Source organism: Kribbella sp. NPDC051770 (assembly GCF_040681455.1).
GTDB lineage: Bacteria > Actinomycetota > Actinomycetes > Propionibacteriales > Kribbellaceae > Kribbella.
Genome location: NZ_JBFAYT010000009.1, coordinates 46,751 through 71,974, shown reverse-complemented (window position 1 = coordinate 71,974; position 25,224 = coordinate 46,751). Strand labels below are relative to the sequence as shown.

The 25,224-nt window shown below is 68.4% G+C and carries 22 protein-coding genes; 6 read left to right on the top strand and 16 right to left on the bottom strand.

Going from position 1 to position 25,224, the window contains the following annotated elements; translation table 11 throughout:
* Positions 1 to 62 precede the first annotated feature (62 nt).
* A complete protein-coding gene (locus AB0M01_RS27595; protein ID WP_363674460.1) occupies positions 63 to 2,480 on the top strand; it encodes a tetratricopeptide repeat protein in 2,418 nt (805 codons plus the stop codon).
* Here AB0M01_RS27595 and AB0M01_RS27590 read toward each other — a convergent pair.
* The 4 genes from AB0M01_RS27590 to AB0M01_RS27575 all read right to left on the bottom strand — a co-directional run bounded on the left by AB0M01_RS27590 (position 2,470) and on the right by AB0M01_RS27575 (position 6,418).
* Positions 2,470 to 2,655, bottom strand: a complete 186-nt coding sequence (locus tag AB0M01_RS27590; protein WP_363674458.1) for a hypothetical protein — start codon at positions 2,653 to 2,655, stop codon at positions 2,470 to 2,472. The genes AB0M01_RS27595 and AB0M01_RS27590 overlap by 11 nt on opposite strands.
* Positions 2,656 to 2,755: 100 nt before the next feature.
* On the bottom strand, positions 2,756 to 3,160 hold the full coding sequence (locus tag AB0M01_RS27585) for a YjbQ family protein (protein ID WP_363674456.1): 405 nt from the start codon (positions 3,158 to 3,160) through the stop codon (positions 2,756 to 2,758).
* Positions 3,160 to 5,640 (bottom strand): leucine--tRNA ligase, encoded by a 2,481-nt coding sequence (leuS, locus tag AB0M01_RS27580; RefSeq protein WP_363674454.1) that lies wholly within the window; start codon positions 5,638 to 5,640, stop codon positions 3,160 to 3,162. The genes AB0M01_RS27585 and leuS overlap by 1 nt, the downstream gene beginning before the upstream one ends.
* A gap of 157 nt (positions 5,641 to 5,797) precedes the next feature.
* Positions 5,798 to 6,418, bottom strand: a complete 621-nt coding sequence (locus AB0M01_RS27575) for a TetR/AcrR family transcriptional regulator C-terminal domain-containing protein (protein WP_363674452.1) — start codon at positions 6,416 to 6,418, stop codon at positions 5,798 to 5,800.
* A gap of 79 nt (positions 6,419 to 6,497) precedes the next feature.
* Here AB0M01_RS27575 and AB0M01_RS27570 point away from each other — a divergent pair, with 79 nt between their 5' ends.
* A complete protein-coding gene (locus tag AB0M01_RS27570; protein ID WP_363674450.1) occupies positions 6,498 to 6,941 on the top strand; it encodes a hypothetical protein in 444 nt (147 codons plus the stop codon).
* On the opposite strand, the gene AB0M01_RS27565 is transcribed toward AB0M01_RS27570, so the two are convergent.
* The 6 genes from AB0M01_RS27565 to AB0M01_RS27540 all read right to left on the bottom strand — a co-directional run bounded on the left by AB0M01_RS27565 (position 6,934) and on the right by AB0M01_RS27540 (position 13,463).
* Positions 6,934 to 7,875, bottom strand: a complete 942-nt coding sequence (locus AB0M01_RS27565) for an AraC family transcriptional regulator (RefSeq protein ID WP_363674448.1) — start codon at positions 7,873 to 7,875, stop codon at positions 6,934 to 6,936. The two genes, AB0M01_RS27570 and AB0M01_RS27565, sit on opposite strands and share 8 nt — an antisense overlap.
* Positions 7,872 to 8,630, bottom strand: coding sequence for a phytanoyl-CoA dioxygenase family protein (locus AB0M01_RS27560; RefSeq protein WP_363674446.1), 759 nt, complete (start codon positions 8,628 to 8,630; stop codon positions 7,872 to 7,874). The genes AB0M01_RS27565 and AB0M01_RS27560 overlap by 4 nt, the downstream gene beginning before the upstream one ends.
* Positions 8,631 to 8,728: 98 nt before the next feature.
* The gene (locus AB0M01_RS27555; RefSeq protein ID WP_363674444.1) at positions 8,729 to 10,504 is read right to left on the bottom strand and encodes a GMC family oxidoreductase N-terminal domain-containing protein; all 1,776 of its coding nucleotides are present in this window, start codon (positions 10,502 to 10,504) and stop codon (positions 8,729 to 8,731) included.
* Positions 10,504 to 11,400, bottom strand: a complete 897-nt coding sequence (locus tag AB0M01_RS27550; protein ID WP_363674442.1) for a hypothetical protein — start codon at positions 11,398 to 11,400, stop codon at positions 10,504 to 10,506. Before AB0M01_RS27550 ends, AB0M01_RS27555 begins: the two co-directional genes overlap by 1 nt.
* Before the next feature lie 103 nt (positions 11,401 to 11,503).
* Complete coding sequence (locus AB0M01_RS27545; RefSeq protein WP_363674440.1) at positions 11,504 to 11,758, bottom strand: hypothetical protein; 255 nt, start codon at positions 11,756 to 11,758, stop codon at positions 11,504 to 11,506.
* A gap of 19 nt (positions 11,759 to 11,777) precedes the next feature.
* Complete coding sequence (locus tag AB0M01_RS27540) at positions 11,778 to 13,463, bottom strand: sodium:solute symporter family protein (RefSeq protein ID WP_363674438.1); 1,686 nt, start codon at positions 13,461 to 13,463, stop codon at positions 11,778 to 11,780.
* 184 nt (positions 13,464 to 13,647) lie between these two features.
* On the opposite strand from AB0M01_RS27540, the gene AB0M01_RS27535 reads away from it, so the two are divergent.
* The gene (locus tag AB0M01_RS27535) at positions 13,648 to 14,925 is read left to right on the top strand and encodes a histidine kinase (RefSeq protein WP_363674436.1); all 1,278 of its coding nucleotides are present in this window, start codon (positions 13,648 to 13,650) and stop codon (positions 14,923 to 14,925) included.
* Complete coding sequence (locus tag AB0M01_RS27530; RefSeq protein ID WP_363674434.1) at positions 14,885 to 15,556, top strand: response regulator transcription factor; 672 nt, start codon at positions 14,885 to 14,887, stop codon at positions 15,554 to 15,556. The genes AB0M01_RS27535 and AB0M01_RS27530 overlap by 41 nt, the downstream gene beginning before the upstream one ends.
* Here AB0M01_RS27530 and AB0M01_RS27525 read toward each other — a convergent pair.
* Positions 15,553 to 16,566 carry an endonuclease/exonuclease/phosphatase family protein gene (locus AB0M01_RS27525; RefSeq protein WP_363674433.1) on the bottom strand — a complete coding sequence of 338 codons (1,014 nt, stop codon included), beginning with the start codon at positions 16,564 to 16,566 and terminating at the stop codon, positions 15,553 to 15,555. The two genes, AB0M01_RS27530 and AB0M01_RS27525, sit on opposite strands and share 4 nt — an antisense overlap.
* A gap of 165 nt (positions 16,567 to 16,731) precedes the next feature.
* Between AB0M01_RS27525 and AB0M01_RS27520 the strand changes: the two genes are divergently transcribed.
* Entirely contained in the window at positions 16,732 to 17,226 is a 495-nt protein-coding gene (locus AB0M01_RS27520) for a PaaI family thioesterase (protein ID WP_363674431.1), read from the top strand.
* 75 nt (positions 17,227 to 17,301) lie between these two features.
* A complete protein-coding gene (locus AB0M01_RS27515) occupies positions 17,302 to 17,913 on the top strand; it encodes a hypothetical protein (protein ID WP_363674429.1) in 612 nt (203 codons plus the stop codon).
* Positions 17,914 to 17,917: 4 nt separating this feature from the next.
* Here the strand turns inward: AB0M01_RS27515 and AB0M01_RS27510 are convergent, their stop codons facing one another.
* The 5 genes from AB0M01_RS27510 to AB0M01_RS27490 all read right to left on the bottom strand — a co-directional run bounded on the left by AB0M01_RS27510 (position 17,918) and on the right by AB0M01_RS27490 (position 25,027).
* Positions 17,918 to 18,937 carry an iron-siderophore ABC transporter substrate-binding protein gene (locus tag AB0M01_RS27510; RefSeq protein ID WP_363674427.1) on the bottom strand — a complete coding sequence of 340 codons (1,020 nt, stop codon included), beginning with the start codon at positions 18,935 to 18,937 and terminating at the stop codon, positions 17,918 to 17,920.
* A gap of 79 nt (positions 18,938 to 19,016) precedes the next feature.
* Positions 19,017 to 21,296, bottom strand: coding sequence for a glycoside hydrolase family 95 protein (locus tag AB0M01_RS27505; RefSeq protein WP_363674426.1), 2,280 nt, complete (start codon positions 21,294 to 21,296; stop codon positions 19,017 to 19,019).
* Between the two features lie 98 nt (positions 21,297 to 21,394).
* Complete coding sequence (locus tag AB0M01_RS27500; RefSeq protein WP_363674424.1) at positions 21,395 to 23,056, bottom strand: ABC transporter substrate-binding protein; 1,662 nt, start codon at positions 23,054 to 23,056, stop codon at positions 21,395 to 21,397.
* A gap of 28 nt (positions 23,057 to 23,084) precedes the next feature.
* Entirely contained in the window at positions 23,085 to 24,035 is a 951-nt protein-coding gene (locus AB0M01_RS27495; RefSeq protein WP_363674422.1) for a carbohydrate ABC transporter permease, read from the bottom strand.
* On the bottom strand, positions 24,032 to 25,027 hold the full coding sequence (locus AB0M01_RS27490) for an ABC transporter permease subunit (RefSeq protein ID WP_363674420.1): 996 nt from the start codon (positions 25,025 to 25,027) through the stop codon (positions 24,032 to 24,034). The genes AB0M01_RS27495 and AB0M01_RS27490 overlap by 4 nt, the downstream gene beginning before the upstream one ends.
* Positions 25,028 to 25,224: the final 197 nt, after the last annotated feature.

Here is a 25,224-nt window from a genome sequence, read left to right as displayed (position 1 = left end):
ACGAGGCATTTCTTCGGAGCGCGAAGCCTGGACGACAAACCAACGCGCCGTACGATTCCCGCATGCCGGCCCCCTCCGCCCTGGCCGATCTGCTGCGCCACTTCCGCAAAGTCTCCGGGATGACCCAGGAGGCGCTCGCCGAACAAGCAGGTCTCAGCAACCAGGCAATCGGTGCACTTGAAGGCGGTCGGCGACGGTACCCCCGTCCTGACACCCTGAAGCGACTGGCTGCCGCCCTCGAACTCGGCCCCGAGGATCACCGCAAGTTGACGGAAGCCGCCAGACGTCCCGGCACCGGTGAAGCCACCAAGGATTCGGTCCCACGTCAATTGCCGCCGCCGGTCGACCATTTCGTCGGCCGGTCCGGTCACCTCTCCGACCTCACCCAACTGTTGACAGCGCCGCTGGCACAGGCGCCCAGCATCGTCGTGACCGCAATCGGTGGGATGGGCGGAGTCGGGAAGTCGGCTCTGGGACTCACGGCGGCTCACCACGCCGTCGAGCACTTCCCGGACGGGCAACTCCATCTCGATCTTCAAGCCACTGGCGATGCGCCCTTGTCGGCAGCGCAAGCACTGGACGTACTCCTCAGCGCGCTCGGCATTGCCCCGGCGGCCCCAGGTGATGACCTGCAGGTGACCGCGGCCCGCTATCGAACCGCCATGGCCGGACGCAGGATCCTGCTCTTCCTGGACGACGCGGCCAGCGTCGAGCAGGTGATGCCGCTCATGCCGGGGACTCCCGGGGCCGCAGTCGTGATCACCAGTCGCCAGCAGTTGACCGGGCTCCCCGGTGTTCGACACCTCGTGCTCGACGTCCTGAACGACGACGAGGCAACGGCGCTCCTGACCGAGATCGTCGGCGCCGACCGAGTCTCAGCCGCCCCTGAGGCTGCGGCCGAGATCGTCCGGCGTTGCGCTCGGTCGCCGCTGGCGATCCACCTCGTCGGCGGCCTGGCCAAGACCGCCAGCCTCACAGCGCTCGCCGCGAGCCTCGCCGACGACGAGGGCCGCCACGAGATCCTCACCGGCGCCGGGACGGAGGTCAGTCGATGCATCCGCCTGTCGCTCGCCGCGCTCGAGCACGAAGGCAGCCGAACAGATCTCGCCGCTGTTCGGGCCTTCCCGGCCCTCGCGTCGTTCGACGGCTTTCGCTTCCCGCTCCGTGTCGCGGCCCACGTTCTGCAGATCTCCGTCGACGATGCAGAAGACCTCCTGGAACGACTGGTCGACGTGCACCTGCTGGAGACACCGAGCGCGCATCACTACCGAATGCACGACCTGGTCCGCGACGTCGGACGCGCCCTCGCACAGCAAGAGCTCACAGCCGAGAGCCGTAGCGCCGCACGTCGCCGGGAACTGGACTGCTACCGGTCGATCCTCTGGCGATGGAGCGAGCTGACAGGGAGCCCTGAGGAGTACGGGTCCCGGACAGGGATCAGTTGGTCCGGCGGCGCGGAGGACCTGTACGACGTCAGCGACACGTTGAGGTGGCTCGAGGCAGAGCTGCCGAACCTGAATCGGCTCGTCCGCACGGCGGCCGCAGGCGACGCGGAGGACCGGCTGTCGGCGGTCCAACTGGCACTCGGGATGCCGCGGCTCGCGGCCAATCTCCAGCGCTTCGCCGATGCCTTCGCAGCACTGAACGCGGTCAGCACGATCGACGTCGAGCTGCCTGCCTCGATGCAGATCGGCAGGCTCTACCAAGCCGGCCACGTGACCGGAAGTCTCGGGCTCTCGGAACAGGCAGTCGACCTGCTGAAGCAGGCACTCCCGATCGCTCGCCGGCTGGGTACTCCAAAAGATGTCGCGGTTTGCCTGATCGATCTCGGGCAGGGCCTCGCGAATCTCGGGCAGCTCACGGAAGCGCTCGCGTGCGCCGACGAAGGACTCGCCATCGTCCACAGCGAAGGGCTGGAGCGGTTCGAAGTCGGCGGCAGCATCGTGCTCGGTGGCGTGGCCGGCCTGCTCGGCGACCTCGACCGGCAACACGAACTCAACTCGCACGCCGTAGCGCTGATGCCGGAGCGCACCGCGCCCGGGACGAGGGCGGTCTTTCTCACTGTGATCGGAGAGTTCCTGCGCAAGTCCGGCCAGCACGACGAGGCGATCGCGATCCTGCGACAGGCGGCTGAGCGAGCCAAGGAGCTCGGCGCCGAGGTGATCGAAGCGGACGCCCTCCAGGAGCTCGGCTCCTCGTTGCTGGAGACCGGCGACCTGGCGGCCGCCGAAGCGTCGCTGCGGGCCGGTGTCGAGATCGCGATCCGTCATCCGCTGGAGCACCGCGAGGCGCCGCTGCTCCAGGTTCTTGGCAAGGTTTGCGCTGCGAGCGGGGGCAAGGAGTCGGCGCTCATCGCGTGGAATCGTGCGCTGATGCTCTACGAACGACAGGCCGATCCTCGAGCGGACGAACTCAGGACATTACTCGGCAGGAAATCCAATCATCAACTGAGCGAGCAGAAATCCGGATTCACGCGCTGACCCGCACCGGCTTTTCCTCGGCGTACAGCGAAAGCACCTCGGTCCACTCCGTCAGCCGGGCCGACGTGACCGCGCGGCCCTCGTCGGCGTTCAGAACGCTCCCCGCGCAGATGTTCCGCGTCGCGCGTTCGATCAGCTCGGTGCCCGCGCTGAGCAGGGAGTTAAGGGCTGCCATGCGGATATTCAAGCGAAGACGTGTTTCGCCGAGGTAACACGTCCGGCAACATCGCGATACGTCAGCAAAAACCGGCCGACAAACAATCAGCGGAAGTGATTCACGACGGCAGCCAGGAAAGCCGGACCTGGCGTTGCGGATTGTCGACGTTGGTGTCGACCAGGCAGATCGACTGCCAGGTGCCGAGCATCAGCCGGCCGTCGAGCACCGGGATCGACGCGTACGGCGCGATCAGCGCCGGCAGCACGTGGTCCCGGCCGTGGCCGAACGACCCGTGCCGGTGCTGCCAGCGGAAGTCGCGCGGGAGCAGCTCCTCCAGTACGGCGAGCAGGTCGGTGTCGCTTCCCGCGCCGGTCTCCAGAACAGCCACGCCGGCCGTCGCATGCGGCACGAAGACATGCAGCAGCCCGTCACCCGCGCCCGCGACGAACGCCTCGCACCGGCTGGTGAGGTCGAAGACGACCTCACCAGTACCGGTCCGTACGTCGATCAGCTCCGAGCGCATCAGGCCGGGACGATGTTGACCAGCTTCGGCGCGCGCACGATCACCTTGCGCACCCCGCGGCCGTCCAGGGCCTTCTGCACGGCCTCGGAGTCCAGGGCCAGCTTCTCCAGGTCGGCCTCGCTGATGTCGGGGGCGACCTCCAGCCGGTCCTTCACCTTGCCGGCGATCTGGACGACGCAGGTGACCGAGTCCTCGACCAGCAGCGCCGGGTCGACCGTCGGCCAGCCGGCCTTGGCGACCGTCGGCTGGTGGCCCAGGTTCTCCCACATGTCCTCGGCCGTGTACGGCGCGACCAGGCTCAGCAGGATCGCCACGGCCTCGGTCGCCTCGCGCACCGCCGGGTCGGCCGCGCCGGGCCCGGAGTCGATCGCCTTGCGCGTCGCGTTCACCAGCTCCATCACGCGCGCGACCATCACGTTGAACCGGTACGAGTCGATCAGCTCGCTCGCGTCGGCCACCGTCCGGTGCGTCAGCTTCCGCAGCGCCAAGTCGCCGGCCGAGAAATCAACACCTACAGCGGACTCCACCGAACCGGCCAGCCGCCACGCGCGCTGCAGGAAGCGCAGCGAACCGCCGGGCGACAGGTCGGCCCAGTCGATGTCGTCGTCCGGCGGGCCGGCGAAGACCATCGTCAGCCGGATCGCGTCGACGCCGAACTCGTCCAGCTGGTCGCCCAGGTTCACGCCGTTGCCCAGCGACTTGCTCATCGCCTTGCCCTCGTTGATCACCTGGCCCTGGTTCAGCAGCCGGGTGAAGGGCTCGGTGGCGTTCAGCAGGCCCATGTCGTGCAGCGCCTTGGTGAAGAAGCGCGCGTACAGCAGGTGCAGGACGGCGTGCTCCTTGCCACCGACGTACTGGTACGTCGGCATCCACCGGTCGACGGCGTCGCGGTCGAAGGCACCCTCGGTGTAGCCCGGCGAGCAGTAGCGCAGGAAGTACCAGGACGAGTCGACGAACGTGTCCATCGTGTCGGTGTCGCGCTCAGCGTCGCCGCCGCACTTCGGGCAGGCGACCTCGACCCACTCGCGGACCGACGCCAGCGGCGAGACACCCTTGGGCTGCAGCGCCGCGCCGCGCAGGTCCGGCAGCTCGACCGGCAGCTGGTCCTCGGGCACCGGGACCTCACCGCACGAGGGGCAGTGGATGATCGGGATCGGGGCACCCCAGTACCGCTGGCGGCTCAGCAGCCAATCGCGCAGCCGGTAGTTGATCGTGCGCTCGCCCAGCTGCTTGTCCTGCAGCCAGTCGATGACCTTGGTCTTCGCCTCGTCGATCGGCAGCCCGTCCAGGCTGATCTCGGCGTTGGCGCTGTTGATCGCCGGGCCCTCACCGGTGTACGCCTTGCCGTCGAAGCCCTCCTCGGGCTGCACGGTCCGCACGATCGGCAGGCCGAACTTCTCGGCGAACTCCCAGTCGCGGGTGTCCTGGCCGGGCACCGCCATGATCGCGCCGGTGCCGTAGTCGGCCAGCACGTAGTCGGCGGCCCAGATCTGGATCCGCTCACCGGTGACCGGGTTGACGGCGTACGAGCCCAGGAAGACGCCGGTCTTCTCGCGCTCGGTGCTCAGCCGCTCGATCTCGGTGGAGGCCTTGACCGCCTTCAGGTACTCGTCGAACGCCTCGCGCTGCTCCGGCGTGACCAGCTCCTCGGCCAGCTTTGCGTCCGGCGCGACCACCATGAAGGTGGCGCCGAACAGCGTGTCCGGCCGGGTCGTGAAGACCTTGATCGGCTCGTCGCGGCCCTCGACCTGGAACGACGCGAACGCGCCCTCCGAGCGGCCGATCCAGTTCCGCTGCATCAGCAGGATCTCTTCGGGCCACTGCAGCTGGTCCATGTCGTCCAGCAGCCGCTGGGCGTACGCCGTGGTCTTGAAGTACCACTGGGTCAGCTCGCGCTTGGTGACCTCGTGGCCGCAGCGCTCGCAGCGGCCCTGGACGACCTGCTCGTTGGCCAGCACGGTCTGGTCGTGCGGGCACCAGTTGACGTACGACGCCTTGCGGTAGGCCAGGTCACGCTCGAAGAACTGCAGGAACAGCCACTGCGTCCACTTGTAGTACTCCGGGTCGGACGTGTGCAGCCGGCGCGACCAGTCGAAGCTCAGCGCGTAGCGGCGGATCGACTCGGCCTGGGTCTCGATGTTGGCGTAGGTGTACGTCGCCGGGTGCTCGTTGCGCTTGATCGCCGCGTTCTCGGCGGGCAGCCCGAAGGAGTCCCAGCCGATCGGGTTCATCACGTCGTAGCCCTGCTGGAACCAGTACCGGGCCAGGACGTCGTGCAGCGCGAAGACCTCGCCGTGACCCATGTGCAGGTCGCCCGACGGGTAGGAGAACATCGTGAGCGCGTAGCGCCGCTCGGCCGAGCCGTCGTCCTTGGCCTTGAACGGGTCCAGCTTCTCCCACACCGGCCGCCACTTGGCCTGCATGGCGTTGAAGTCGTAGCCGCCCCGGTCGATCGGAGTGTCGTCCACCTGCTCGCTCACGGTCCTACTCCCGCATTCTTTCGTGATGGTTGAGCCCAAATGTGCCAGAAAGGCATCCCAGACATGAAAAAGCCCCTCGCACAGGAGGGGATGCCGTACTGACCTGGATCTGCCAGTACGGCTAACTAAGGAGCAGGCTCACTCGCATACCCCCATACTAGCGCCCCGCGTCGAGTCCTTTGATCAGGGCGTCGAGCGCGAACGTGAAACGCCTGTCCGCATCCCGGTCAGCTCCGGCGGCTGCCGCCTCGGCGAGCAGCGGGTAGTCACCGGCGTCGAGACCGGACAGGTGGTCGACCGGGTCGCCGTCGGAGGCCGTCACGACCTGGCCGACGACGAAGCCGGTCACGGCGTACAGGACGTCCAGTGCTCGAGCAGGTTTCAGCCCGGCGGCTCCTAGTCCTTGCAGCGCCGTCTCCATGACCTGGAGGTTCTGACCGGTGACAGCCGGCCGGGAGGCGATCAGTGGAACCAGGTTGGGGTGGGCGAGCAGCGCGGCGCGCAGGTCGACAGCGTACGAGCGCAGGCCCTGCTGCCACGATTCCTTGAAGTCTGGTGGCGTGAGCGGTGTGACGAGCTGCTCGACCAGACCGTCCAGCAGAGCGTCCTTGTTCGGCACGTGGTGGTACAGGGTCATCGCCTCCACGCCCAGCTCGGCACCGAGCCGCCGCATCGACAGGGCCTTCAGCCCCTCCCGGTCAGCCAGTACGACGGCCGCCCGCAGCACCGCCTCCCGCGTCAGCCCGACCCGCTGCCCCGGCGCTCGGCGACCCGCCACGGAAACCTCCTCGACTTGAAAGTTCTTACGGCGTAAGTTTACGCTTAATCTTACATCGTAAGAATGAGGAGGATTCACCGTGAACACCCAGAAGGTCCTGACCGGCGGGCTCGTCCTGACCGTGGTCGCGACCGTCGCACCGCTGATCGACCTGGCCACCGTGGACGTGATCGGCGACCACGTCCGCTCCGCGTACCCGGACTGGCCGGCCTCGGAGGTCGCCAAGGACCGGACCGCGATCAGCGCCTACCTGGTCGCCGTCGGCGTGCTCGGCATCGTCGGGTGGGTGTGGACCCTGGCCGGCGTCAGCCGCGGCAAGCGCTCGGCCCGCTGGGTCGGTACGACGTTCTTCGCGCTCGGCGCGCTGATCGCGCTGACCGACGTCAGCATCGGCGGCGAGGGCTACTCGACGATCGTCCCGCTGCTGCACGGCCTGCTCGGCCTGCTGCCGGTGCTGGCCGGACTGGTCGCAGTCGTCGGGCTCTGGCGCCAGCCGGTCGCTCACACGAGCCGAGTCACCTGACGAACGTCGTACCGCCCGTACGCCGGTAGCCGGTCGGCGTAGTCGCGTACTGGCGCCGGAAGGCCGTCGAGAACGGCCGGACGTCGGAGTAGCCGGCCGCGTGGGCCACCTGGGTCACCGTGTAGGAGGGGTCGAGCAGGAGCTGTGCGGCGAGCTCCAGCCGGAGGCGGCGAAGCGTGGCCATCAGAGAGTCGCCGGTGACCGAGCGGAAGAGCCGCTCGGCGTGCCGCTCGGACAGGTGTACGGCGGCCGCCACCTCCCGCACGGTGATCGGCCGGGCCAGGTTGTCGAGCAGCAACCGCTGCATGGCGTCCACCACCACCCGGTCGCGGGACCCCGTGCGAGCGGCCTCAACGGCGAGGTCGTCGTCCAGCGCGAACGCCCGGGCGGTGTCGAGCACCAGAGCCGAGCCGAGCGCAGCCAGCGACGCCTGGTAGCCGGACTGAGGCGCAGCAGCCTCAGCAGCAAGCCGCTCGACAGTCGCAGCCAGACCACCTGTTCGAGTGGAGACCACAGGACCGTCGGGCCGGGTCAGCCCCGACCACCACCCCACTGCACCCCCGGCCCGCCCGGCGGGCGGGGCGGGGAAGGCGGCGGGCCCAGCAGGGACCGGCCGGAAGGTGAAGCCCCAGAAGGCGATCCCCAGCGGGTCCACCCGACTCGACTCGATCTCGTGCGTGTCACCGGGCCGGGCGATGAACACGGTTCCCGGCGACACGGCGTACTCGTCAGCGCCCAGGTTGAAGCGCCCCTCCCCGGCGTACGCCAGGCAGACCTCGTGGAAGGAGTGGCTGTGCCAGTAGTTGCGCCAGTAGTCCGGCCGGTAGTGCCCCCAGCTCACGAAGTCCGCGCGAAAGCCGTCGACCTCGCAGGACTCGAGCAGTCCCGCGAGGTCGACGAAGCGATCAGCCGCGGCTACGGACGCCAGGCTCAAGCACCACTCCTACCGGTCGGGTCGACCCCTTTCAGCATCATGCCCTGACCGAGCGAGTGGTCGTGGGTCTTCACCGACGGCGGGTCGCCCGCGTCGCGGTACTGCACCAGCCAGGTCGTCCGCGCCTCGTCGCTCACGTTCACGCCCGACCCGTGCACGGTCAGGTACGTGAAGAACAGCACGTCGCCCGCCTCGGCCGGCTGCGGCACCGCCGACTCGAACGGTACGTCGGGCAGGTGGAACGACCCCTCCGGGTCGTGCTCGCGCGGCCCCTCCAGGTGGCTGCCCGGGATCACCCGCACGCAGCCCTTCTCCTCCGGCGCGTCGTCGAAGTGGAAGATCGCGGCACCGACCCGGTGGTAGGTGTGCGGGAAGAACGGGTGGTCCTGGTGCAGCGGGAACGGCGAGCCGTTCTCCGGCGGCTTCACGAACAGCTTCGTGTGGTGCAGCTGCACGTTGTCCACGCCCATCACCGCGGCGGCCACGTCGGTGAACCGCGGGTCCACCAGCAGCCGCGAGAACGCCGCGTCGTAGAACTGCGCGTCGTGCAGGTGCTGCAGCCGGGTGGCGCCGTCGGACAGGCCCATCGCCGACTTCCAGGTCGGGTCGTCGTTGCGGTTCAGCTGGGCCAGCAGGGCGTGGCTGCGTTCCCGGTACGCCGCCGCCTCCTCCTTGCTGAGCAGGCCTTTCACGAGCACGAAGCCGTCGGTCGCGTACTGCGAAGCCAGCGTCGGCAGGTCAGTCGTCACAGTCATCTCGAAGTCCTCCTCGTCGGGGTACTCCGAGCCTAGGAACCCCGGCGTCCGGACGGCAGGACCCGCCCGGACGCCGATGTTCGCGAAACGGACACGCGCTACAACCCGAGCTGCCCCAGCCGGACGCTGATCCGCGGATCGGTAGACACCACCGGCGCCTCCGAACGCACCCACGGGTCCCCGTCGAAGTACGTCTGGAAGATCTTCTCCGCCGTCCGCGTCGCCACGGCCTGGCTGGTCAGCGTCGGGTTCGGCCCGCCGAGCCCGTTGGCCAGCGCGGAGTTGTCGGCGACGAACAGCCGCTTCACCGCCCGCGCCTCACCGCGCGCGTCGAGCACCGAGTTCTCCTCCGACTCCCCCATCCGCATCGACGACTGGACGTGCAGGATCAGCGGCGCCCAGTCGATCCGGTACACCTTCTTCGCGCCCGCGCCGCGCAGGAGCTCGGCCGCCTTCCGGGCCATGAACTCCCGGTTGCGCATTGTCCGCCGGGTCCGCTTGCGCTGCTTGAAGGTGACCTTCGGGATCGGCCCGTTCTCGTCGGCCGGCAGCGCCGACAGCGTGACCCGGTTCTGCGCCTCGACGTCGTCGTCGGTGATCACCAGCACGGTCAGCAGCCGGTCCAGCCCGCCGGCCATCAGCTCCTTCATCTCCGGACCCATCACCCGCCCGGCCGGCCCGTCCCACGGCCCGGTCGCCCCGCGCCCGTTCTTGTAGTGGCCGCGGATCCCGCTGTCCGACAGCGCCCCGGAGAACGCGTTCAGCGCCGGCGGCAGCCCGACGTTCTCCAGCCCGCCGTACCCCGGGTAGTCCAGCCGCGCGCTCGACCCGACGCCCTTCGGGTTGCCGGTGTAGTCGTCGAACGAGCCGATCATCCAGTCGAAGAAGTGGTCGGTGTAGCCGCGGCCGACCCAGCCGTTCTGGTTCGGCAGCCCGCTGTTGAACCACAGCCGCGGGTTCTCGGTGCAGCCGCCGGCCATCACGACGACGCGCGCGTCCTCGCGGTGCTCGTCACCGGACACGTTGTCCCGCCACGTCACCCCGGTCGCAGTCAGTACGCCGTTGCGCCGCTCGCTGTGCACCCGCGTCACATAGGCGTCCGCGATCAGCTCGACCGGCTTCCCGCCGCGCGCCCACACGTTCGCCGTCAGCGCCATCGGCACGTACGAGTTGTCCGTCGACCGCTTCGCGAACTGGCTGCGCGGGGCACCGTTCGGTCGCATGCAGCCCTGGAAGCAGTAGCCGCAGAAGGTGCAGCCGGTCGCCTGCGGGTAGTTGAGCAGGTTCTTGTCGGACGTCTTGCCGGCCGTCCCGCCCGGCTGCAGGATCGCGTTCTCCTGCGGCCGGTACGACGGCCGGTGCGTGGTCTTCGTGGTCTGCACCGGCAGCCCGAGCGTCTCGGCGCCCTTGAAGAACACCTGCTCCTTGGTGCCCATCGCCGCCGTCATCACCGGCATCGTGGCCTCGACCCACTCGAAGTACGGCACCAGCTCGGCGTACGTGAACGGGAAGCGGTGCTTCACGTCGTACTCGTTGCGGTCGGCACCGTCGTATCCTCGGAAGACGCCCGGGTACGCGCGCGGGTAGTTGCCGTAGAAGTGCTGCGTGGTGCCACCGACGCCGGACAGCTGCCAGACGAACGAGTTCTGCGGCCACTCCCGGTACCAGGCGGGCTTCGACCGGTCGGTCGGGCCGAGCCGGAAGTACCCCGACAGCGGGTTGTTCGCGTCCTCCTCGAACGTGCTCCACTCCTCGCGCGGCTTCGCGTGCCGCGGACCGGCCTCGAGGACCAGCACGTCGAGCCCCTTCGCGGCCAGCTCCTTGGCGACCACCGGGCCGCCACCGCCGGCTCCGATCACGATCACGTCGCGCATCAGTCGTGCACCTCTTTGCGTCCCTGGTAGTAGCCGATGAAGTCGTCCCAGCCCTCGACCGGCCCGTTCGGCTGGTAGCCCGCGAGGGTCCAGCCGACCGGCCGCGCGCGCAGGGTCTTGGTGGTCTTGTCCAGTACGGCGTGCTCGCCGTACGCACCGAAGGTGGCGAACTCGATCAGCGCGCCGCCGACGAACTTGAGCAGCCCCGACACCGACTCCTTCAGCGGCTCGGGGAAGTGCACGTCGAGCAGCGCGACCAGGTCGGAGTCGGTCTTCTCGATCAGCGCGAACGCGGCCGCCTTCTCGGCGTACGTGAGCCGGGCGAACGGCGACAGGTGCACGCCGCTCACCGCCAGCGGGTTGACCTGGGTCGCCATCAGGTTCAGCAGGCCGGCGATCGGGAACGACAGCGGGATCGCCTCGTGGCTCTGCAGGTACGACGCCAGCGCGCGGTCCAGCTGCCGCAGCTCGGGCGGGAGCAGCTCCAGGCCGGGCAGTGCGATGCCGCTGTCGGCGAGCCCGGTGACCAGCGCGGCCGAGATCGGTTGCGCGATCGCGTCCGGGAACGGGACGAAGTTGTCCAGGGCCTCGATCATGAAGTCGGTGGCCCCGGACTCCATCGCGCCCGGCGTACCGCTCGGGGTGCCCTGGGTGCGGGAGTAGGCGTCCGGGCCGGGCATCGCGAAGACGGTCAGGCCGTTCAGGGTGTCGCGGGCGAGCTCGGCCAGCACCGGCCGGATCAGGTCGACCGCGGGCGGCAGGAGCGGGTTACCGGTGGCGGCGTCGGCCGGCGCGAGGAGGCCGCGGGCCAGCAGCCCGCCTCCACCCAGCGCCGCGCCGAGCACACCGATCCGGGCCAGGAAGGCCCGGCGGGACAACGGAGCTGCAGCAGGCATACGTGGTCCTTCGCGGTGGAACGGGGGCGATGCCGGCGTCCCACCGCAAAGGACCACCGGCGCTAGTGGTCTGTTAAACGACCGTTGGCGCCGGAGGTCACTGCTACTCCGCGGGCGACTCCTGCGGCGACTCCACCGGTACGGCGATCGGCCGCAGCCGCGACCACGCCACGAACAGCGCCGCGAAGACGAGCATCCCGATCCCGCCCCACAGGTTGATGTTCAGCCCGTCGGCCTTGTCCACCTCGGCCGGGTCGGCGATGATCCCCAGGATCGTCAGCACCACGCCGTACACGCCGATCAGCGCCGCGATCACCACCCGGATGTCGAACGCTCCGGCCTTCTGCTTGTCTGCCATCTCCTCGTTCCTTTCCGGGTCAGCCGAAGACGATGTTCAGGACGACGACCATCGCCAGCGAGATCCCGGCGAGCAGAGTCGGCTTGCGGTACCAGCCGTGGTCGCCCTCCTGGGCGGTCTCGGTCCGGTCCTCCTTCGGGGTCAGCGAGTACACCAGCCCCTTCAGCTCCTCGTCGGCCTTCGGCCTGGTCATCAGGCTGATCACGACGCTGAGCAGGATGTCGACCACGAACGCCGCCCCGGCCCCGACGAAGCTGGCCCCCTGACCCGGCAGGTTGATCACGCCGTTCTCGGACAGGACGAAGACCAGCACGGCGGTCGCCGTACCGCTGACCAGGCCGACCCAACCGGCCGTGGCCGTCATCCGCTTCCAGAACATACCGAGGATGAACGTCGCGAACAGCGGCGCGTTGAAGAACGAGAACAGCTGCTGCAGGTAGTCCATCAGGTTGCTGTAGCCGGAGGCGATCGCCGCCGTACCGACCGCGATCAGCGTGCCGGCCACCGTCACCCAGCGGCCGGTCCGCAGGTAGAAGTCGTCGCTGCGGCCCCTGATCACGTACCGCTCGAGCAGGTCGTACGTCATGACGGTGTTGAACGAGCTCAGGTTGGCCGCCATACCGGCCATGAACGAGGCCAGCAGACCGGTGATCGCCAGGCCGAGCATGCCGTTCGGCAGCAGGTCGCGCATCAGCAGCAGCAACGCGTCGTTGTAGGTGACCTCGCCGCCGCCGCTGCCGCCCTTCAGCGCCTGCAGTTCCGGTACGGCGACCGCGGCGATGATGCCGGGGATGATCACGATGAACGGGATGAACATCTTCGGGAACGAGCCGATGATCGGGGTCCGCCGGGCCGCCGACATGTTCTTGCTGGCCATCGCGCGCTGGACCTCGACGAAGTTCGTCGTCCAGTAGCCGAACGACAGCACGAAGCCGAGACCGAAGACCAGGCCGATCACCGACAGGAAGCTGTTGTCGAAGCCGCTCAGCTGGTTACCGGGCCAGGCGCTCATCTGCTCGGCGCCCGCGTTGGGTGCGGCGGTGACCTTGTCGACCAGGCCCTGCCAGCCGCCGACCTTGTGCAGGCCGACGATCGTCAGCGGCAGCAGCGCGGCCACGATCACGAAGAACTGCAGCACCTCGTTGTAGATCGCCGCGGACAGACCGCCGAGTGTGATGTAGCTGAGCACGATGACCGCGGCGACGATCGTGGAGACCCAGATCGGCCAGCCGAGCAGCACGTTCACGATGGTGGCCAGCAGGAACAGGTTCACGCCCGCGATCAGCACCTGGGCGACCGCGAAGCTGATCGCGTTCACCAGGTGCGCCGGCTTGCCGAACCGGCGCAGCATGAACTCGGGAACGCTGCGCACCTTCGAGCCGTAGTAGAACGGCATCATCACGACACCGAGGAACAGCATCGCCGGGATCGCGCCGATCCAGAAGTAGTGCACCGTCGGCATCCCGTACTGCGCGCCGTTGGCGGACATGCCCATGATCTCGATCGCGCCGAGGTTGGCCGAGATGAAGGCCAGGCCGGTCACCCAGGCCGGCAGCGACCGGCCGGACAGGAAGAAGTCGAGGGAGTTCGAGACGGCGCGTTTGGCCAGGTACCCGATGCCGAGCACGAAGACGAAGTACAACGCGATGATGATGTAGTCGATCGCCTGGGCGTCCAGCCTCAGGACCGATTCCAACGTGAGCATCCGGCCTCCGCTTCGTCCGTGTGACACACAGTGCTGTTACCGGTGAGGAACGTTACTCCTGCTCTCAACCACAATCCCGCTGGGACGGGCCCGGGCGTTTCTCCACCCCAATATCCACCCGCGGCTGGTCTCATGCGCGGCGCCACCCGGGATAGCGTCGGCACACCCTCGGACAGGAGACGCGGTGACCAGGAAGCAGCCCTTGCTCGGGTGGACGGGCATCCTCGCGCGTCTGCTGATCACCGCGGTCGTCGCCGGCGTACTCGTCACCGCGGACCCCGCCGAGTCGTGGGCCTGGCCGGTCCTCGTCGTCTCGCTGCTGAGCTTCCTGGCCGGCACGTTCCTGATGCACCGCCACGAGCTCTGGTCGCTCGGCCTGCTCTCGTACGCCGCGCTGAGCGCCGCGGTCGTGGTCGGGATGCCCGGCAGCAACGCGCTGATCCTCGTCCTGGTCCCGGTCACCGACGTCGCCGTGATGACCTTCACCCGGACGCCGGAGCTTCGCCGCAACCAGCCGATCATTGCCGTCGGCATCGGCTGCTTGGTCGCGTACGCCGTTTCAGCCGCGCTCTTCGACCGCACCAGCAGCTGGTTCCTCAGCCAGCTCCTGTGGACCGCCGTCCTGATCCTCTTCGGCCTCAACCGCCGCCACGACGAGCTGCGCAACCAGCAGACCAGCGCACTGCTCGACCAGACCAGGCTGGCCCAACGCGAACACGCCCGCGCCGCCGCCCTCGACGAACGCACCCGCATCGCCCGCGAGCTCCACGACGTACTGGCTCACTCCCTCGGCGCCCTCAGCGTCCAGCTCGAACTGGCCGAGGCCCTCCTCTCCGAGAAACACGACTCCGAAGCAGCCCTGGACCGCATCCGCCACTCCCGCCGCCTGGCCGTCCAGGGCCTCACCGAAGCCCGCAACGCCGTCGCCACCCTCCGCCAGGACCAGGTCCCCGCTCTGGTGGACGCCCTGAGCACCCTCACCACCCACCACACCGAAGACCACACAGCCCCCGCCCACTTCACCACCACCGGCGCCGCACGACCGCTTGCCCCCGGCGTAGTAGTAGCCCTCCTCGGCGCAGCCCGCGAGTCCCTCACCAACGCAGCCCGCCACGCCCCCGGCCAACCAGTCGAGGCGCACCTCACCTATCACCCCACCGGAGTCCGCTTGGAGATCCGCAACCCACTCACCCAACCCCGGCTGAGCTCGGCTGGCATGCGGCCGGACAGACCGCACGGGCTGAGACCGCTCCGGCCGGAAGGAAGGCGGAGTGGGCCCGAGGGTGGCGAAGCCGCATCTGGGCCGGACGGGGACGGAGCTGGTGGAGGCAGCGTGCACTCCGCCGCTGTCGGCTACGGGCTGGCGGGGATGCGGGAGCGGGTGGCGTTGGTGGGTGGGACTCTCAGTGCGGGAATCGTGGATGGGGAGTGGGTTGTGGTGGCGGAGGTTGCGGATGAGTGAGGTGGTGCGGGTGGTGGTGGCTGATGATCAGCAGGTGGTTCGGGAGGGGTTGGTGGCTTTGCTTGGGCTGCTGGACGGGGTGGAGGTTGTGGGGGCGGCTGCTCATGGGGGTGAGGCGGTTGAGCTGGTGAGGGGTGGGGGTGTGGATGTTGTGTTGATGGATTTGAAGATGCCGGTCATCGACGGGGTGGTGGCGACCGCGCGGATATCTGCTGAGCATCCGGAGGTGGCGGTGCTGGTGCTGACCACGTACGCCGATGACGCGTCGATCGCTCGGGCGTTGAAGGCGGGGGCGCGGGGGTATCTGACGAAGGACGCGGGGCGGGTGGAGATCGGGGCGGCGTTGCGGGCGACGGCTGCCGGTCAGGCGACGTTCGATGCGGAGGTTTCGCGGCGGCTGGTGGCGGGGCTACAGCCGAGTACCGAGGCGAAGGACGGGCTGACGGCGCGGGAGACCGAGGTGCTGCGGTTGATCGCGCAGGGGTTGAGCAATCCGGAGATCGCGGCGTTGCTGTTCATCGGGGAGGCGACGGTGAAGACGCACATCAACAACACGTTCGCGAAGATCGGGGCCCGGCACCGGGCGGAGGCGGTCCGCTACGCGTACCGGCACGGGATCGCTGAGGCTTAGATCGTCAGTTCGGCAACAACAGGCCGGTGATCGCTCCCCGTCGGCTCCATCACCCACGCCTTCGTCGGCGTCACCCCGCGCACCATGATGTGGTCGATCCGCGCCATCGGGAACTTCGCCGGCCACGTGAACCCGAAGCCCTGCCCCGCCGCGCCCTGCGCCGACCGCAGACCAGCGGTGATCGGCGCCAGGCTCCGGTCGTTCGCCGTACCGTTGAAGTCACCCATCACCACAACCCCGGCCCGCTTCTCGGCAGCGATCTGCTGCGCGAGCTGCTTGATCGTCTCGTTGCGCTGGTTGGACGTGAACCCGCTCGTCCCCACCCGCACCGACGCCAGGTGCGCCACGTAGAACGCGACCTTCCCCTCCGGCGTACTGACCTCGGCCCGCAGGGCACGCGTCCAGGAGAAGCCGACGTCGACGGCCTTCCCCTCCTCCACCGGGTACTTCGACCACAGCGCGACCGTCCCCCGCGACACCACGTGCGGGTACTGCTTCGCGAACTCGCGCTTGTAGATCTTCAGGTCCGCCGACGTGATCTCCTCCAGCGCGATCACGTCCGCGTCCGCGGCGAGCAGGTCCGCGGCGGTCTTCTCCGGGTCCGGGTTCGCCGCGTCGACGTTGTGCGACAGCACCCGCAGGTCGTGCGGCCCGCCGCTCGACCCGTTCGGGATCAGCAGGTGCCCGAACATCAACCCCCAGACGACCGCCGGCACCAGCAGCGCGACACCAGCCGTGGCCGACCGCCGTACGAGCGCGGCGACCGCGAGCACCGGCACCGCGAGGCCCACCCAGGGCAGGAAGGTGTCGAGAAGGCTGCCCAGGTTACCGATCGAGTTCGGCACGTAGCGGTGGAAGACCAGCGGCACCGCCGACAGGATCGCGAGAACGGCGATCACCTTGCCGCGCCGCCACTTCCCACCGGAGCGTCGCTGCGACCGCGAGGGCGGCCGCTTGCGGGCACCACTGCGCGGCGGGCGGCTGGCGAGAGCTGTCTGGCGGTCGGACATGGCGTCGATTCTTACGGAGACCGGGTCAGGACCAAAGTCCGTGACACGTAAGGCGCGGGTAATTCATCCGTTGGAAGGACGCAGCCCGCCCGCACCCGGCGCCGCGAGCCGCCGATCGGAGGACCGCCCGACCGAAAGGACCGGGCTGAGTCTACTATTCAGACCATGGGTGAGCAGACGTTCCAGTGGACCGATCCCGAGCAGGTGCTGGCCGACCACGCCGGCCTCAGCGGTCTCGAGTTCATGCAAGGACTGACCGACGGCACGATTCCGCCGCCGCCGATCGCGGTGCTGATGCAGTTCGGCCCGGTCAGCGCCGAGCTCGGCAAGGTCGCCTTCAGCTGTACGCCGTCGCACGCGGTCTACAACCCGATCGGCATGGTGCACGGTGGTCTGGTCTGCACGTTGCTGGACACGGTGACCGGCTGCGCGGCGCACACCACGCTGCCGGCCGGCGTCGGCTACACCTCGGTCGAGATCAAGGTGAACTACCTGCGCCCGGTGCTCGCCGACACCGGTGAGCTGATCGGTACCGGCTGGGTGGTGAAACCCGGCCGCTCGGTGATCTTTGCCGAAGGCAACGTCAAGACCGCGGCCGGCGACCTGGTCGCGACCGCCACCAGCACGCTGCTGGTCCGCGCCCGCCCCGGCAAGTCCTGAGCGGCGGCGTACCGGCCGCTCGGGCGACGCGCCTGGGGGCTGGTGCGCGACCCCGGCAACGCACACAATGCGGTTATGACGAAGACCGAGCCGCCACCGTCCTTCGTGGTGCGCAAGAGCCGCTGGGAGAGCACTGCCGGACTCCTGTACGTCGGCCTGGTGGTCTTCGCGCTGATGATCGCCCTCACGCTCGGCTGCGTCGTCGTCGCGCTCGCGCGGAATGAGCCGATCCGTGAACCGCTCGAGACCGTCTGGCTGTCGCTGGGCGGGATGCCGCTGATCTTCGCGGTCGGCCTGCCGGTGCTGCTCGGCGTCGGCTGGGTCACCACCGCGGAGTCCCGGCACGAGGCCGACAGCACCGAGATCCTGCTCGCGATCGACAGCGAGGGCGTCTACCTCGGCGGCGACCAGCCGCAGAAGCTGCCCTGGGACCAGGTGCACGGCATCTGCCGGGTCGAGCGCCGGGAGGTGCACGGCGAGGACGACGAGACCTGGTCGTCGTACCTGATCGTGCAGAAGGTCCCGGACGCCGAGCTGCCGCGACTGTCGAAGAACTGGGGCCCGTCCTGCGACTGGCCCGGTAGCAGCCTGCTGACCAGGACGCTGTCCTTCGAGGAGCTGGAGAACGCCGTACGCCGGTACGCGCCGCACGTCGCGGTGAACGACCGCGGACGCGTACCGGACTGACGGATCAGCTCTTGGCGGACAGGTACTTCTCGAGGTCGTCGAGCGTCGCCTGCGCACCGATCGGCCCGAGGCCGAGGAACCAGACCTCGTCGTTGACCCGCTGCACGTGCCCGGACTTCACGCCGCCGAGCGACTTCCACAGCGTCCCGTTGACGACCGTGTTCTCCGCGGTGGTCTCCGGCTTGCCGTAGCTGGAGTAGAAGATCCAGTCGCCGTCGGCCTGGCCGATGTTCTCCTGGGAGACCTCCAGCGCGAGCTCCTGGATGTCCTGCACCTTCGGCCGCGGCAGGCCGATGTCCTTCAGGATCACGCCGATGAACGACAGGTTGCCGTAGAGCCGGATCTCGGCCGGGCGGAAGCGGACCAGCGAGATCGTCGGCGAGCCCTGGACCTTGCCCTTCACCTCGGTGGCGCGCTTCTGGTAGTCGTTCAGCAGCCCGGTCGCCTTGGCCTCCTCACCGAGCGCGTCGGCGACGAGCAGGAAGTCCTCCTTCCAGGGGAAGCCGGGGCGGATGCTCATCACGGTCGGCGCGATCGCCGACAGCTTGGCGTACAGGTCGTTGGCGCGCAGCTTGCTGCCGAGGATCAGGTCCGGCTTCAGCGCCGCGATCGCTTCGAGGTTGAGCTCGCTGACTCCGCCGACGGTCGGAATACCCTGCGCCTTGTCGGCCAGGTAGCTCGGTACGCCGTTCTGGCCGGCGGTCGTCGCCATGCCGACCGGCGTGATGCCGAGCGCCAGTACGCCGTCCAGCTCGCCACTGTCCAGCACGACGACCCGCTCGGGCTTCTTGTCCAGCTTGGTCTCGCCGAGCGCGTGCTTGACCGTCCGCGGGAAGACGCCGTCGGCGGCGTCCGAGCCGAGCTTCGCGGTCTCGGCGTCGGCGGTGGAGAACAGCCGTCCGCCGGTCGCCACCTCGGTGTCACCGACGCCGGTGTCGGCCGACTTGTCGTCGCTGCCGCAGCCGGCCAGTGCCAGGCCGAGCACGGCCAGTCCCGCGACGGCCGCGGTCCATCGGCTCCTCATGTCATGTCCTCTTCTCAGGCGGTTGATCCGTAGCGGACATTACACGAGTTTGGTTAGGCAACCCTCATCTGGTTGTGCATCACACCAAACGCCGCCGGTCACCCGCGGCCAGCTCGATCTCAGCCGCTTCCGCCGTTGCTCCCAAGGCGATCCGGAACGTGCCGGACCGGTCCGCCTGGACGTTCGCCTCGGTGATCTCGCCATTTCTCCACGTGACGTCGAACGACAGCCCACCCCGCGCGCGCAGCCCGCGGTACGAGCCGTCCGGCCACTCCGCCGGCAGCGCCGGAAGCACCCGTACGACGTCCGTGTGGCTCTGGATCAGCAGCTCGGCGATCGCGCCGGTCAGCCCGAAGTTCGCGTCGATCTGGAAGATGTCGCCGTCGCGGTGCAGCAGGTTCCCGGCGACCAGGCGCGACGTGTAGTCGCGCACGACGTCAGCCGCCTTCTGCGGCTCCGACAACCGCGCGTACAGCGCGATCAACCACGCGCTCGTCCACCCACCGGCCGGACGCCCGGAGGTCCGCAGCGCGAGCGACTTTCGTGCGCCGTCCGCCCACTCCGGCGTCCGCGCCGGGTCGATCTGGTTGCCCGGGTACAGCCCGTACAGGTGCGACTGGTGCCGGTGGTCGAACTCCGAGGGCGGCCAGTCGGTCGGCCACTCCAGCAGCCGGCCGTCGTCGGTGAGCCCGATCCCGGGCAGCCGCTCGACCGCCTTCGCGAAGTCCGCAGCCAGCTCCGACGACAGCCCGAGCACCGTCTCCGCCTCGGTCAGGTTCGCGGACAGCTCGCGGATCAGCCACAGGTCGTACGTCGAGGTCAGGTCGACCGACGCCTTCTCCCCCGACGGCAGCAGGAAGTGGTGCTCCGGCGCCGTCGACGGGACGAACTGCAGCCGCCCGTCGCCGTCCTCGACCAGCATCGCCAGCACGAACTCGGCGGCACCCGACAGGATCGGGTACGCGCGCTCGCGCAGCCACGTTTCGTCCGGGTGGAAGCGGTGGTGCTCCATCAGATGCGCCGACAGCCAGACGCCGCAGGTCGCGGCCATCGCCCACACCGGATCGTCGCCGCCGGCACCGACCGGCCAGGTGGCTCGCCACAGGTCGGCGTTGTGGTGGGAGACCCAGCCGGGGGCGTCGTACAGGATTCGCGCGGTCTCGTGCCCCGAGGCGGCCAGACCCTCGAGCAGGTCGGTCAGCGGGTCGAAGCACTCGCGCAGCCCGGTGACGTCGGCGAGCCAGTAGTTCATCTGAGTGTTGATGTTGTTGGTCCAGTCGCTGGCCCACATCGGGCGGCGCTCAGCGTTCCAGATCCCCTGCAGGTTGGCCGCCTGGGTGCCGGGCCGTGACGATGCCATCAGCAAGTACCGGCCGAACGCGAAGACCAGCCCGGCCAGGTCCGGGTCGTTGCCACCGGCACCGACCGCGCGAACCCGTTCGTCGGTGGGCAGGTCGACCGGCGTCCCGAGGGTGAGCCCGGCGCGGTCGTACAGCGCGGTGTGGTCGTCCAGGTGCCGCTGCAGAAGCTTGTCGGGGGCAACGGCATCCACCAGCCGTACGGCGTCCGGCAGCGGCAGCTCGCGTCCCGGCGCGACCGACCAGCCCTGGAAGCTGCTCGCAGCGGCCAGCACGAGCGTCACCGAGTCAGCACGTTCGACGGTGATCCCCTCAGCGCCGGTGCTCAGCGTGCCGCCCTCGGCGTACGCGCGCAGGACGACGCCGAAGCCGATCCCCCGGCCGTCCTCGTACCGGATCGGGTCCGGGCTCTCGCGGTACTCGATCGTCAGGTCGGACGGCGCCCGGCCCGTGATCCCGACTGTCCGGGTGTCGACCACGGACGACTCGACCGGGTGCGCGCTGGTCAGCGCGGCGGTCAGGCTGACCGCGCCCGGCGCGTCGGCGGTGATCGTCCAGACCAGCACCTGGTCCGGCGCCGACACGTACGCCGCCCGCCGGAACCGTACGCCGGCCTGGGTGTACTCGATCGCGGCGATGCCGGTCCGAAGATCCAGGCTGCGCCGATAGTCCTCGACCTCAGCCCCGGAAGCGGTGATCAGCAGATCCCCCAGCGGCTGGTACGACTCGACCAGCGGCCCCTGCAAGGCTCGCGTCCGCTCGGTGGCGGCGAGCCGGTCCCCCTCGTCGAGCAGCAACCGGCGTACGTCGGCCAGCACAGCGGGCCCGTCCGGCACGTCCAGCGTGCGCGGTCCGTCGCCGGACCACACGTCGTCCAGGTTCAGCGCGATCCGCTCGTCGGCGACACGGCCGAAGACCATCCCGCCGAGGTGCCCGTTGCCGATCGGCAACGCCTCGAACCAGTCCGGTGCGGGGGTACGGAACCACAGCTCGTGCGACATGCGGGAGATCCTTTCGGGGCCGAACAGAGGGGTGGCCGCACCCGGGGAGCCAGAACGGTGGCTCCCCGGGCACGGCCGGGTGGGGGCTTCAGAAACGACTACTTGGAGCCGGACTTGTACTTGTCGTAGGCCTGCTGGTTGATCTCCAGGAAGCGCGGCATCCCGGTGCTGTCCAGTCCCTTGACGTAGGCGTCCCAGTCGGTATCGATGTTCTTCGACCCGGTGATGAAGGCCAGCTGGTTCTGGGTGACGTAGTTGTTCAGGTTCGTCTGCAGCGTGGCCAGCTCACCGCTCAGGCTCGGGTCCGGCCAGACCACGGCCTGCGGGTAGACCTGCGCGCGGTCGCCGTGGCCGTCGTACTGCTTGGTGGCCTGGAACAGCCGCCGCTCGTAGCCGGCACCGGTGTACATGTCGGTCGGCGTGACCTGGGCGTTCCGGAAGGCGAGCACGTTGTGGTACTGCGCGAGCGCGCCCCAGCTCAGGTTCTTCGGCGCGTTCTGGACCGGGTTGTAGAGCGGCTTGGTGTCCTTGTCGAGCCCGACGTCACCAGCGGCGGGCTTCTTCCAGCCGACCCCCTCGGGGCCGAGGTTGGTGATGATCTGACCCTCGTCGGTGAAGATGTAGTCGAGCATCTTGATCGCCGCGACCTGGGCCTCCTTGCTGGCCTTGTTGGTCAGCAGGAAGGTGTAGTTCAGCGTCGGCAGGTACTGCTCGCCGGAGAAGCTGGTCCCGTCGGGGCCGGTCAGCGGCGGGACGGCGTCGTACTGCTTGTCCCGGCCGTCCTTGGAGTCGGACTGGACGAAGATGTACGGGTGCAGCATCGACGCGGAGCCGATCCGGACCGCCTTCGGGTCGTTGCCCTGGGCCTGCAGCGCGGCCGCGTTCTGGGTGAACGCGCCCTGCTCGATCAGGCCTTCCTTGTAGAGCGAGGCGATGTACTTCAGGCCCTCGCGCCACTTCGCGTCGGTCAGCGGCGTGACCACCTTGTCGCCGTTCAGCGTGATCAGGCCCTGGACGCCGTTGTTCGCGCCGACCGGCGGGTAGGCGTAGGCGCCCATCAGGTACGAGATCAGGGTGCCGTCCTGGGAGTCCGCGGTGAGCGGGATCTCGTCGGCCTTGCCGTTGCCGTTCGGGTCCTGGGTCTTGAACGCCTTGAGGACCGTGCGCAGCTCCTCGGGGGTCTTCGGCTGCTGCAGGTTCAGCTTCTTCAGCCAGGCCGAGTTCATCCAGAGCTTGTTCGGGAAGCTGCAGTGGTAGCACTCGGCCCACTGCGGCAGCGCGTAGATGTGCCCGTCCGGAGTCGTCGACTCCTCCTTGTACGCCTTGTTCTCGTCCAGGAACTTCTGGATGTTCGGCGCGTTCTCCTTGATCAGGTCCTCGAGCGGGACCGCGACGCCCTGCTGACCGAGCTTGAGCACCTCGGCCTTGCTGAAGCCGTCGACCCACGGGATCAGGAAGAACAGGTCCGGGTAGTCGCCGCTGGCCAGCGAGATCTGCCGCTTCTCCTTGGCCGGCCCGGCGTCGAAGGTCGAGGTCTGCCAGCGGAACTGGAGCTTGAACTTGTCGCTCATGATCTTGGTCACCGCGTTGGTGTCCAGGTTCATGGTCTGGTCGGCCGGGGTGAAGACGTCGATCACCGTCTTGCCGTCGGCCGTGGTCTCGTTGGCTGCTCCGTCGGACTTGTCGGAGCTGCACGCAGCCAGGGTGGCGAGCAGGCCGGCCGCGACGAGTGCGGTGACCGTGCGCACTGATGAGCGCATTGCGGTGTTTCCTTTCTGGATGGGCTTTTCAGCCCTTGACTGCGCCGACCATCACGCCCTTGGTGAAGTGGCGGGCGACGAAGGGGTAGATGACCAGTACGGGCAGGCTCGAGATGACGATGAGCGCGTACTTCAAGACGTTGGCCAGCTGTTGCTGTTCGAGCTGCTGGGCCAGGTTCGTGGTGGTGGTCGACCCGGAGAGCGTGTTCAGGATCAGCACGTTGCGCAGGACGATCTGCAACGGGTAGAGACCTGGGTCCTTCAGGTAGATCAGGGCGTCGAAGTAGCTGTTCCACTGGAAGATCGCGTACATCAGCGCGATCACGGCGATCACGGGCTTGGACAGCGGCAGCACCACCGACCACAGGAAGCGCAGGTCGCTCGCGCCGTCCAGGGTGGCCGCCTCGTACAGCTCGTCGGGGATGGTCGAGCGGAAGAAGGTGCGCGCGATGATCACCTGCCAGACCCCGATCGCGCTCGGGATCACCATCGCCCACCGGGTGTTCAGCATCCCGAGGTCCTGGACCACCAGGTACGTCGGGATCAGGCCGCCGGAGAACAGCATCGTGAAGATCAGCGCGCTCATGATCACGTTGCGGCCGAACAGCGACTTGCGCGACAGCGGGTAGGCGATCGCGATCGTCAGCGAGACGCTGATCAGCGTGCCGCCGATCGCGTAGATGAACGAGTTCAGGTAGCCCTTCATGATCAGCGGATCGCTGAAGGCCTCCTGGTAGGCCTTGATGCTGGGCTCGATCGGCCACAGCAGCACCCGCCCGGCGCTCACCGCCGACGCGCTGCTGAACGAGTTGGCGACGATGTAGATCAGCGGTACCGCGACCGCGATCAGCGCGATCCAGAGCATGATCTTGACGCCGAGCAGGAAGATCTTGTCGGTCCGGGTCTCCTCGATCGCGGTCCGCCGCGACCCCTGCGGGCTGCGTGCGGCCCGGCCGGCACCTTGCAGAGTCACGCTCATGACCACAGTCCGTTCCCGGTGATCCGCTTGGCGACGAAGTTCACGATCACCAGCAGGATGAGGTTGACGACGGAGTTGAACAGCCCGATCGCGGTCGCCATCGAGAAGTCGGCGTTCAGCAGACCGGTCTTGTAGACGTAGGTCGCGATGATCTCGGCGGTCGACTGGTTCAGCGGGTTCTGCAGCAGGTAGGCCTTCTCGAAGCCGATCGACATGATGTTGCCGACGCCGAGGATCAGGATGATCACCGCGGTCGGCATGATGCCGGGCAGGTCGACGTTCCAGATCCGCTGCAGCCGGGTGGCGCCGTCGATCCGGGCCGACTCGTGCAGTGCCGGGTCGATGCCGGCCAGCGCGGCCAGGTAGATCACCGCGGAGTACCCGGTGGTCTGCCAGACGTCGGACCAGACGTAGATGTGCCGGAAGTAGTCCGGGCTGCCGAGGAAGTCGATCTTCGGGATGCCGAACAGCCCGATCGCGTCGTTGACGAAGCCCAGCTGCGGTGACAGCACCAGGATCGTCATCGACACCACGACCACGGTGGAGATGAAGTACGGCGCGTAGGTGACCAGCTGCACGGTCTTCTTGAAGACGCCGACCCGGATCTCGTTCAGCGCCACGGCCAGGATGATCGGGATCGGGAAGCTGGCCAGCACGGTGTAGGCGGCCAGGTAGAACGTGTTCTTCACCAGGGTCCAGAACACCGGGTTCTGGAAGAACAGTTCGAAGTTCTTGAAGCCGACCCACTCGCTGCCCCACGGCCCCTTGATCGGGCTGTAGTCCTTGAACGCGATCACCGCGTTCGAGATCGGGACGTACTTGAAGATCACGAAGTACGCGATCGGGAGCACCATCAGCAGGTAGAGCTGCCAGTGCCGGCGGAAGCTCCGGCTCGCGGCGGCCCGCCGGGTCGGCCGCCGGACGGCGGCGCTCACCGCCTGTTTCACCACCGGCGCCGGTGGTGAGGGGTTCACCTCGATCGTTCCACTCACTCGCGAAATCCCTTCCTGGTCATGCATCGCCGGGTCCTGCACGGGCAGTGACGACCTGCACACCGTTTGCAGCGGAACCGATATCCGATAGGATCTCGGAACTCTTCTCCGGGAGAATGACACAGAACCCGGCATTGTGGAAGAGCCATCACGCGGGTCGATATCCGATGTTGACCAAGGGCTCGCAAAGCCCTGCT

Coding starts and splice junctions, on each gene's coding strand:
- AB0M01_RS27595 (WP_363674460.1), top strand. CDS start 63: ATGCCGGCCCCCTCCGCCCTGGCCGATCTGCTGCGCCACTTCCGCAAA.
- AB0M01_RS27590 (WP_363674458.1), bottom strand. CDS start 2,655: ATGGCAGCCCTTAACTCCCTGCTCAGCGCGGGCACCGAGCTGATCGAA.
- AB0M01_RS27585 (WP_363674456.1), bottom strand. CDS start 3,160: ATGCGCTCGGAGCTGATCGACGTACGGACCGGTACTGGTGAGGTCGTC.
- AB0M01_RS27560 (WP_363674446.1), bottom strand. CDS start 8,630: ATGACTGTGACGACTGACCTGCCGACGCTGGCTTCGCAGTACGCGACC.
- AB0M01_RS27555 (WP_363674444.1), bottom strand. CDS start 10,504: ATGCGCGACGTGATCGTGATCGGAGCCGGCGGTGGCGGCCCGGTGGTC.
- AB0M01_RS27550 (WP_363674442.1), bottom strand. CDS start 11,400: ATGCCTGCTGCAGCTCCGTTGTCCCGCCGGGCCTTCCTGGCCCGGATC.
- AB0M01_RS27545 (WP_363674440.1), bottom strand. CDS start 11,758: ATGGCAGACAAGCAGAAGGCCGGAGCGTTCGACATCCGGGTGGTGATC.
- AB0M01_RS27540 (WP_363674438.1), bottom strand. CDS start 13,463: ATGCTCACGTTGGAATCGGTCCTGAGGCTGGACGCCCAGGCGATCGAC.
- AB0M01_RS27530 (WP_363674434.1), top strand. CDS start 14,885: ATGGGGAGTGGGTTGTGGTGGCGGAGGTTGCGGATGAGTGAGGTGGTG.
- AB0M01_RS27525 (WP_363674433.1), bottom strand. CDS start 16,566: ATGTCCGACCGCCAGACAGCTCTCGCCAGCCGCCCGCCGCGCAGTGGT.
- AB0M01_RS27520 (WP_363674431.1), top strand. CDS start 16,732: ATGGGTGAGCAGACGTTCCAGTGGACCGATCCCGAGCAGGTGCTGGCC.
- AB0M01_RS27515 (WP_363674429.1), top strand. CDS start 17,302: ATGACGAAGACCGAGCCGCCACCGTCCTTCGTGGTGCGCAAGAGCCGC.
- AB0M01_RS27510 (WP_363674427.1), bottom strand. CDS start 18,937: ATGAGGAGCCGATGGACCGCGGCCGTCGCGGGACTGGCCGTGCTCGGC.
- AB0M01_RS27505 (WP_363674426.1), bottom strand. CDS start 21,296: ATGTCGCACGAGCTGTGGTTCCGTACCCCCGCACCGGACTGGTTCGAG.
- AB0M01_RS27500 (WP_363674424.1), bottom strand. CDS start 23,056: ATGCGCTCATCAGTGCGCACGGTCACCGCACTCGTCGCGGCCGGCCTG.
- AB0M01_RS27495 (WP_363674422.1), bottom strand. CDS start 24,035: ATGAGCGTGACTCTGCAAGGTGCCGGCCGGGCCGCACGCAGCCCGCAG.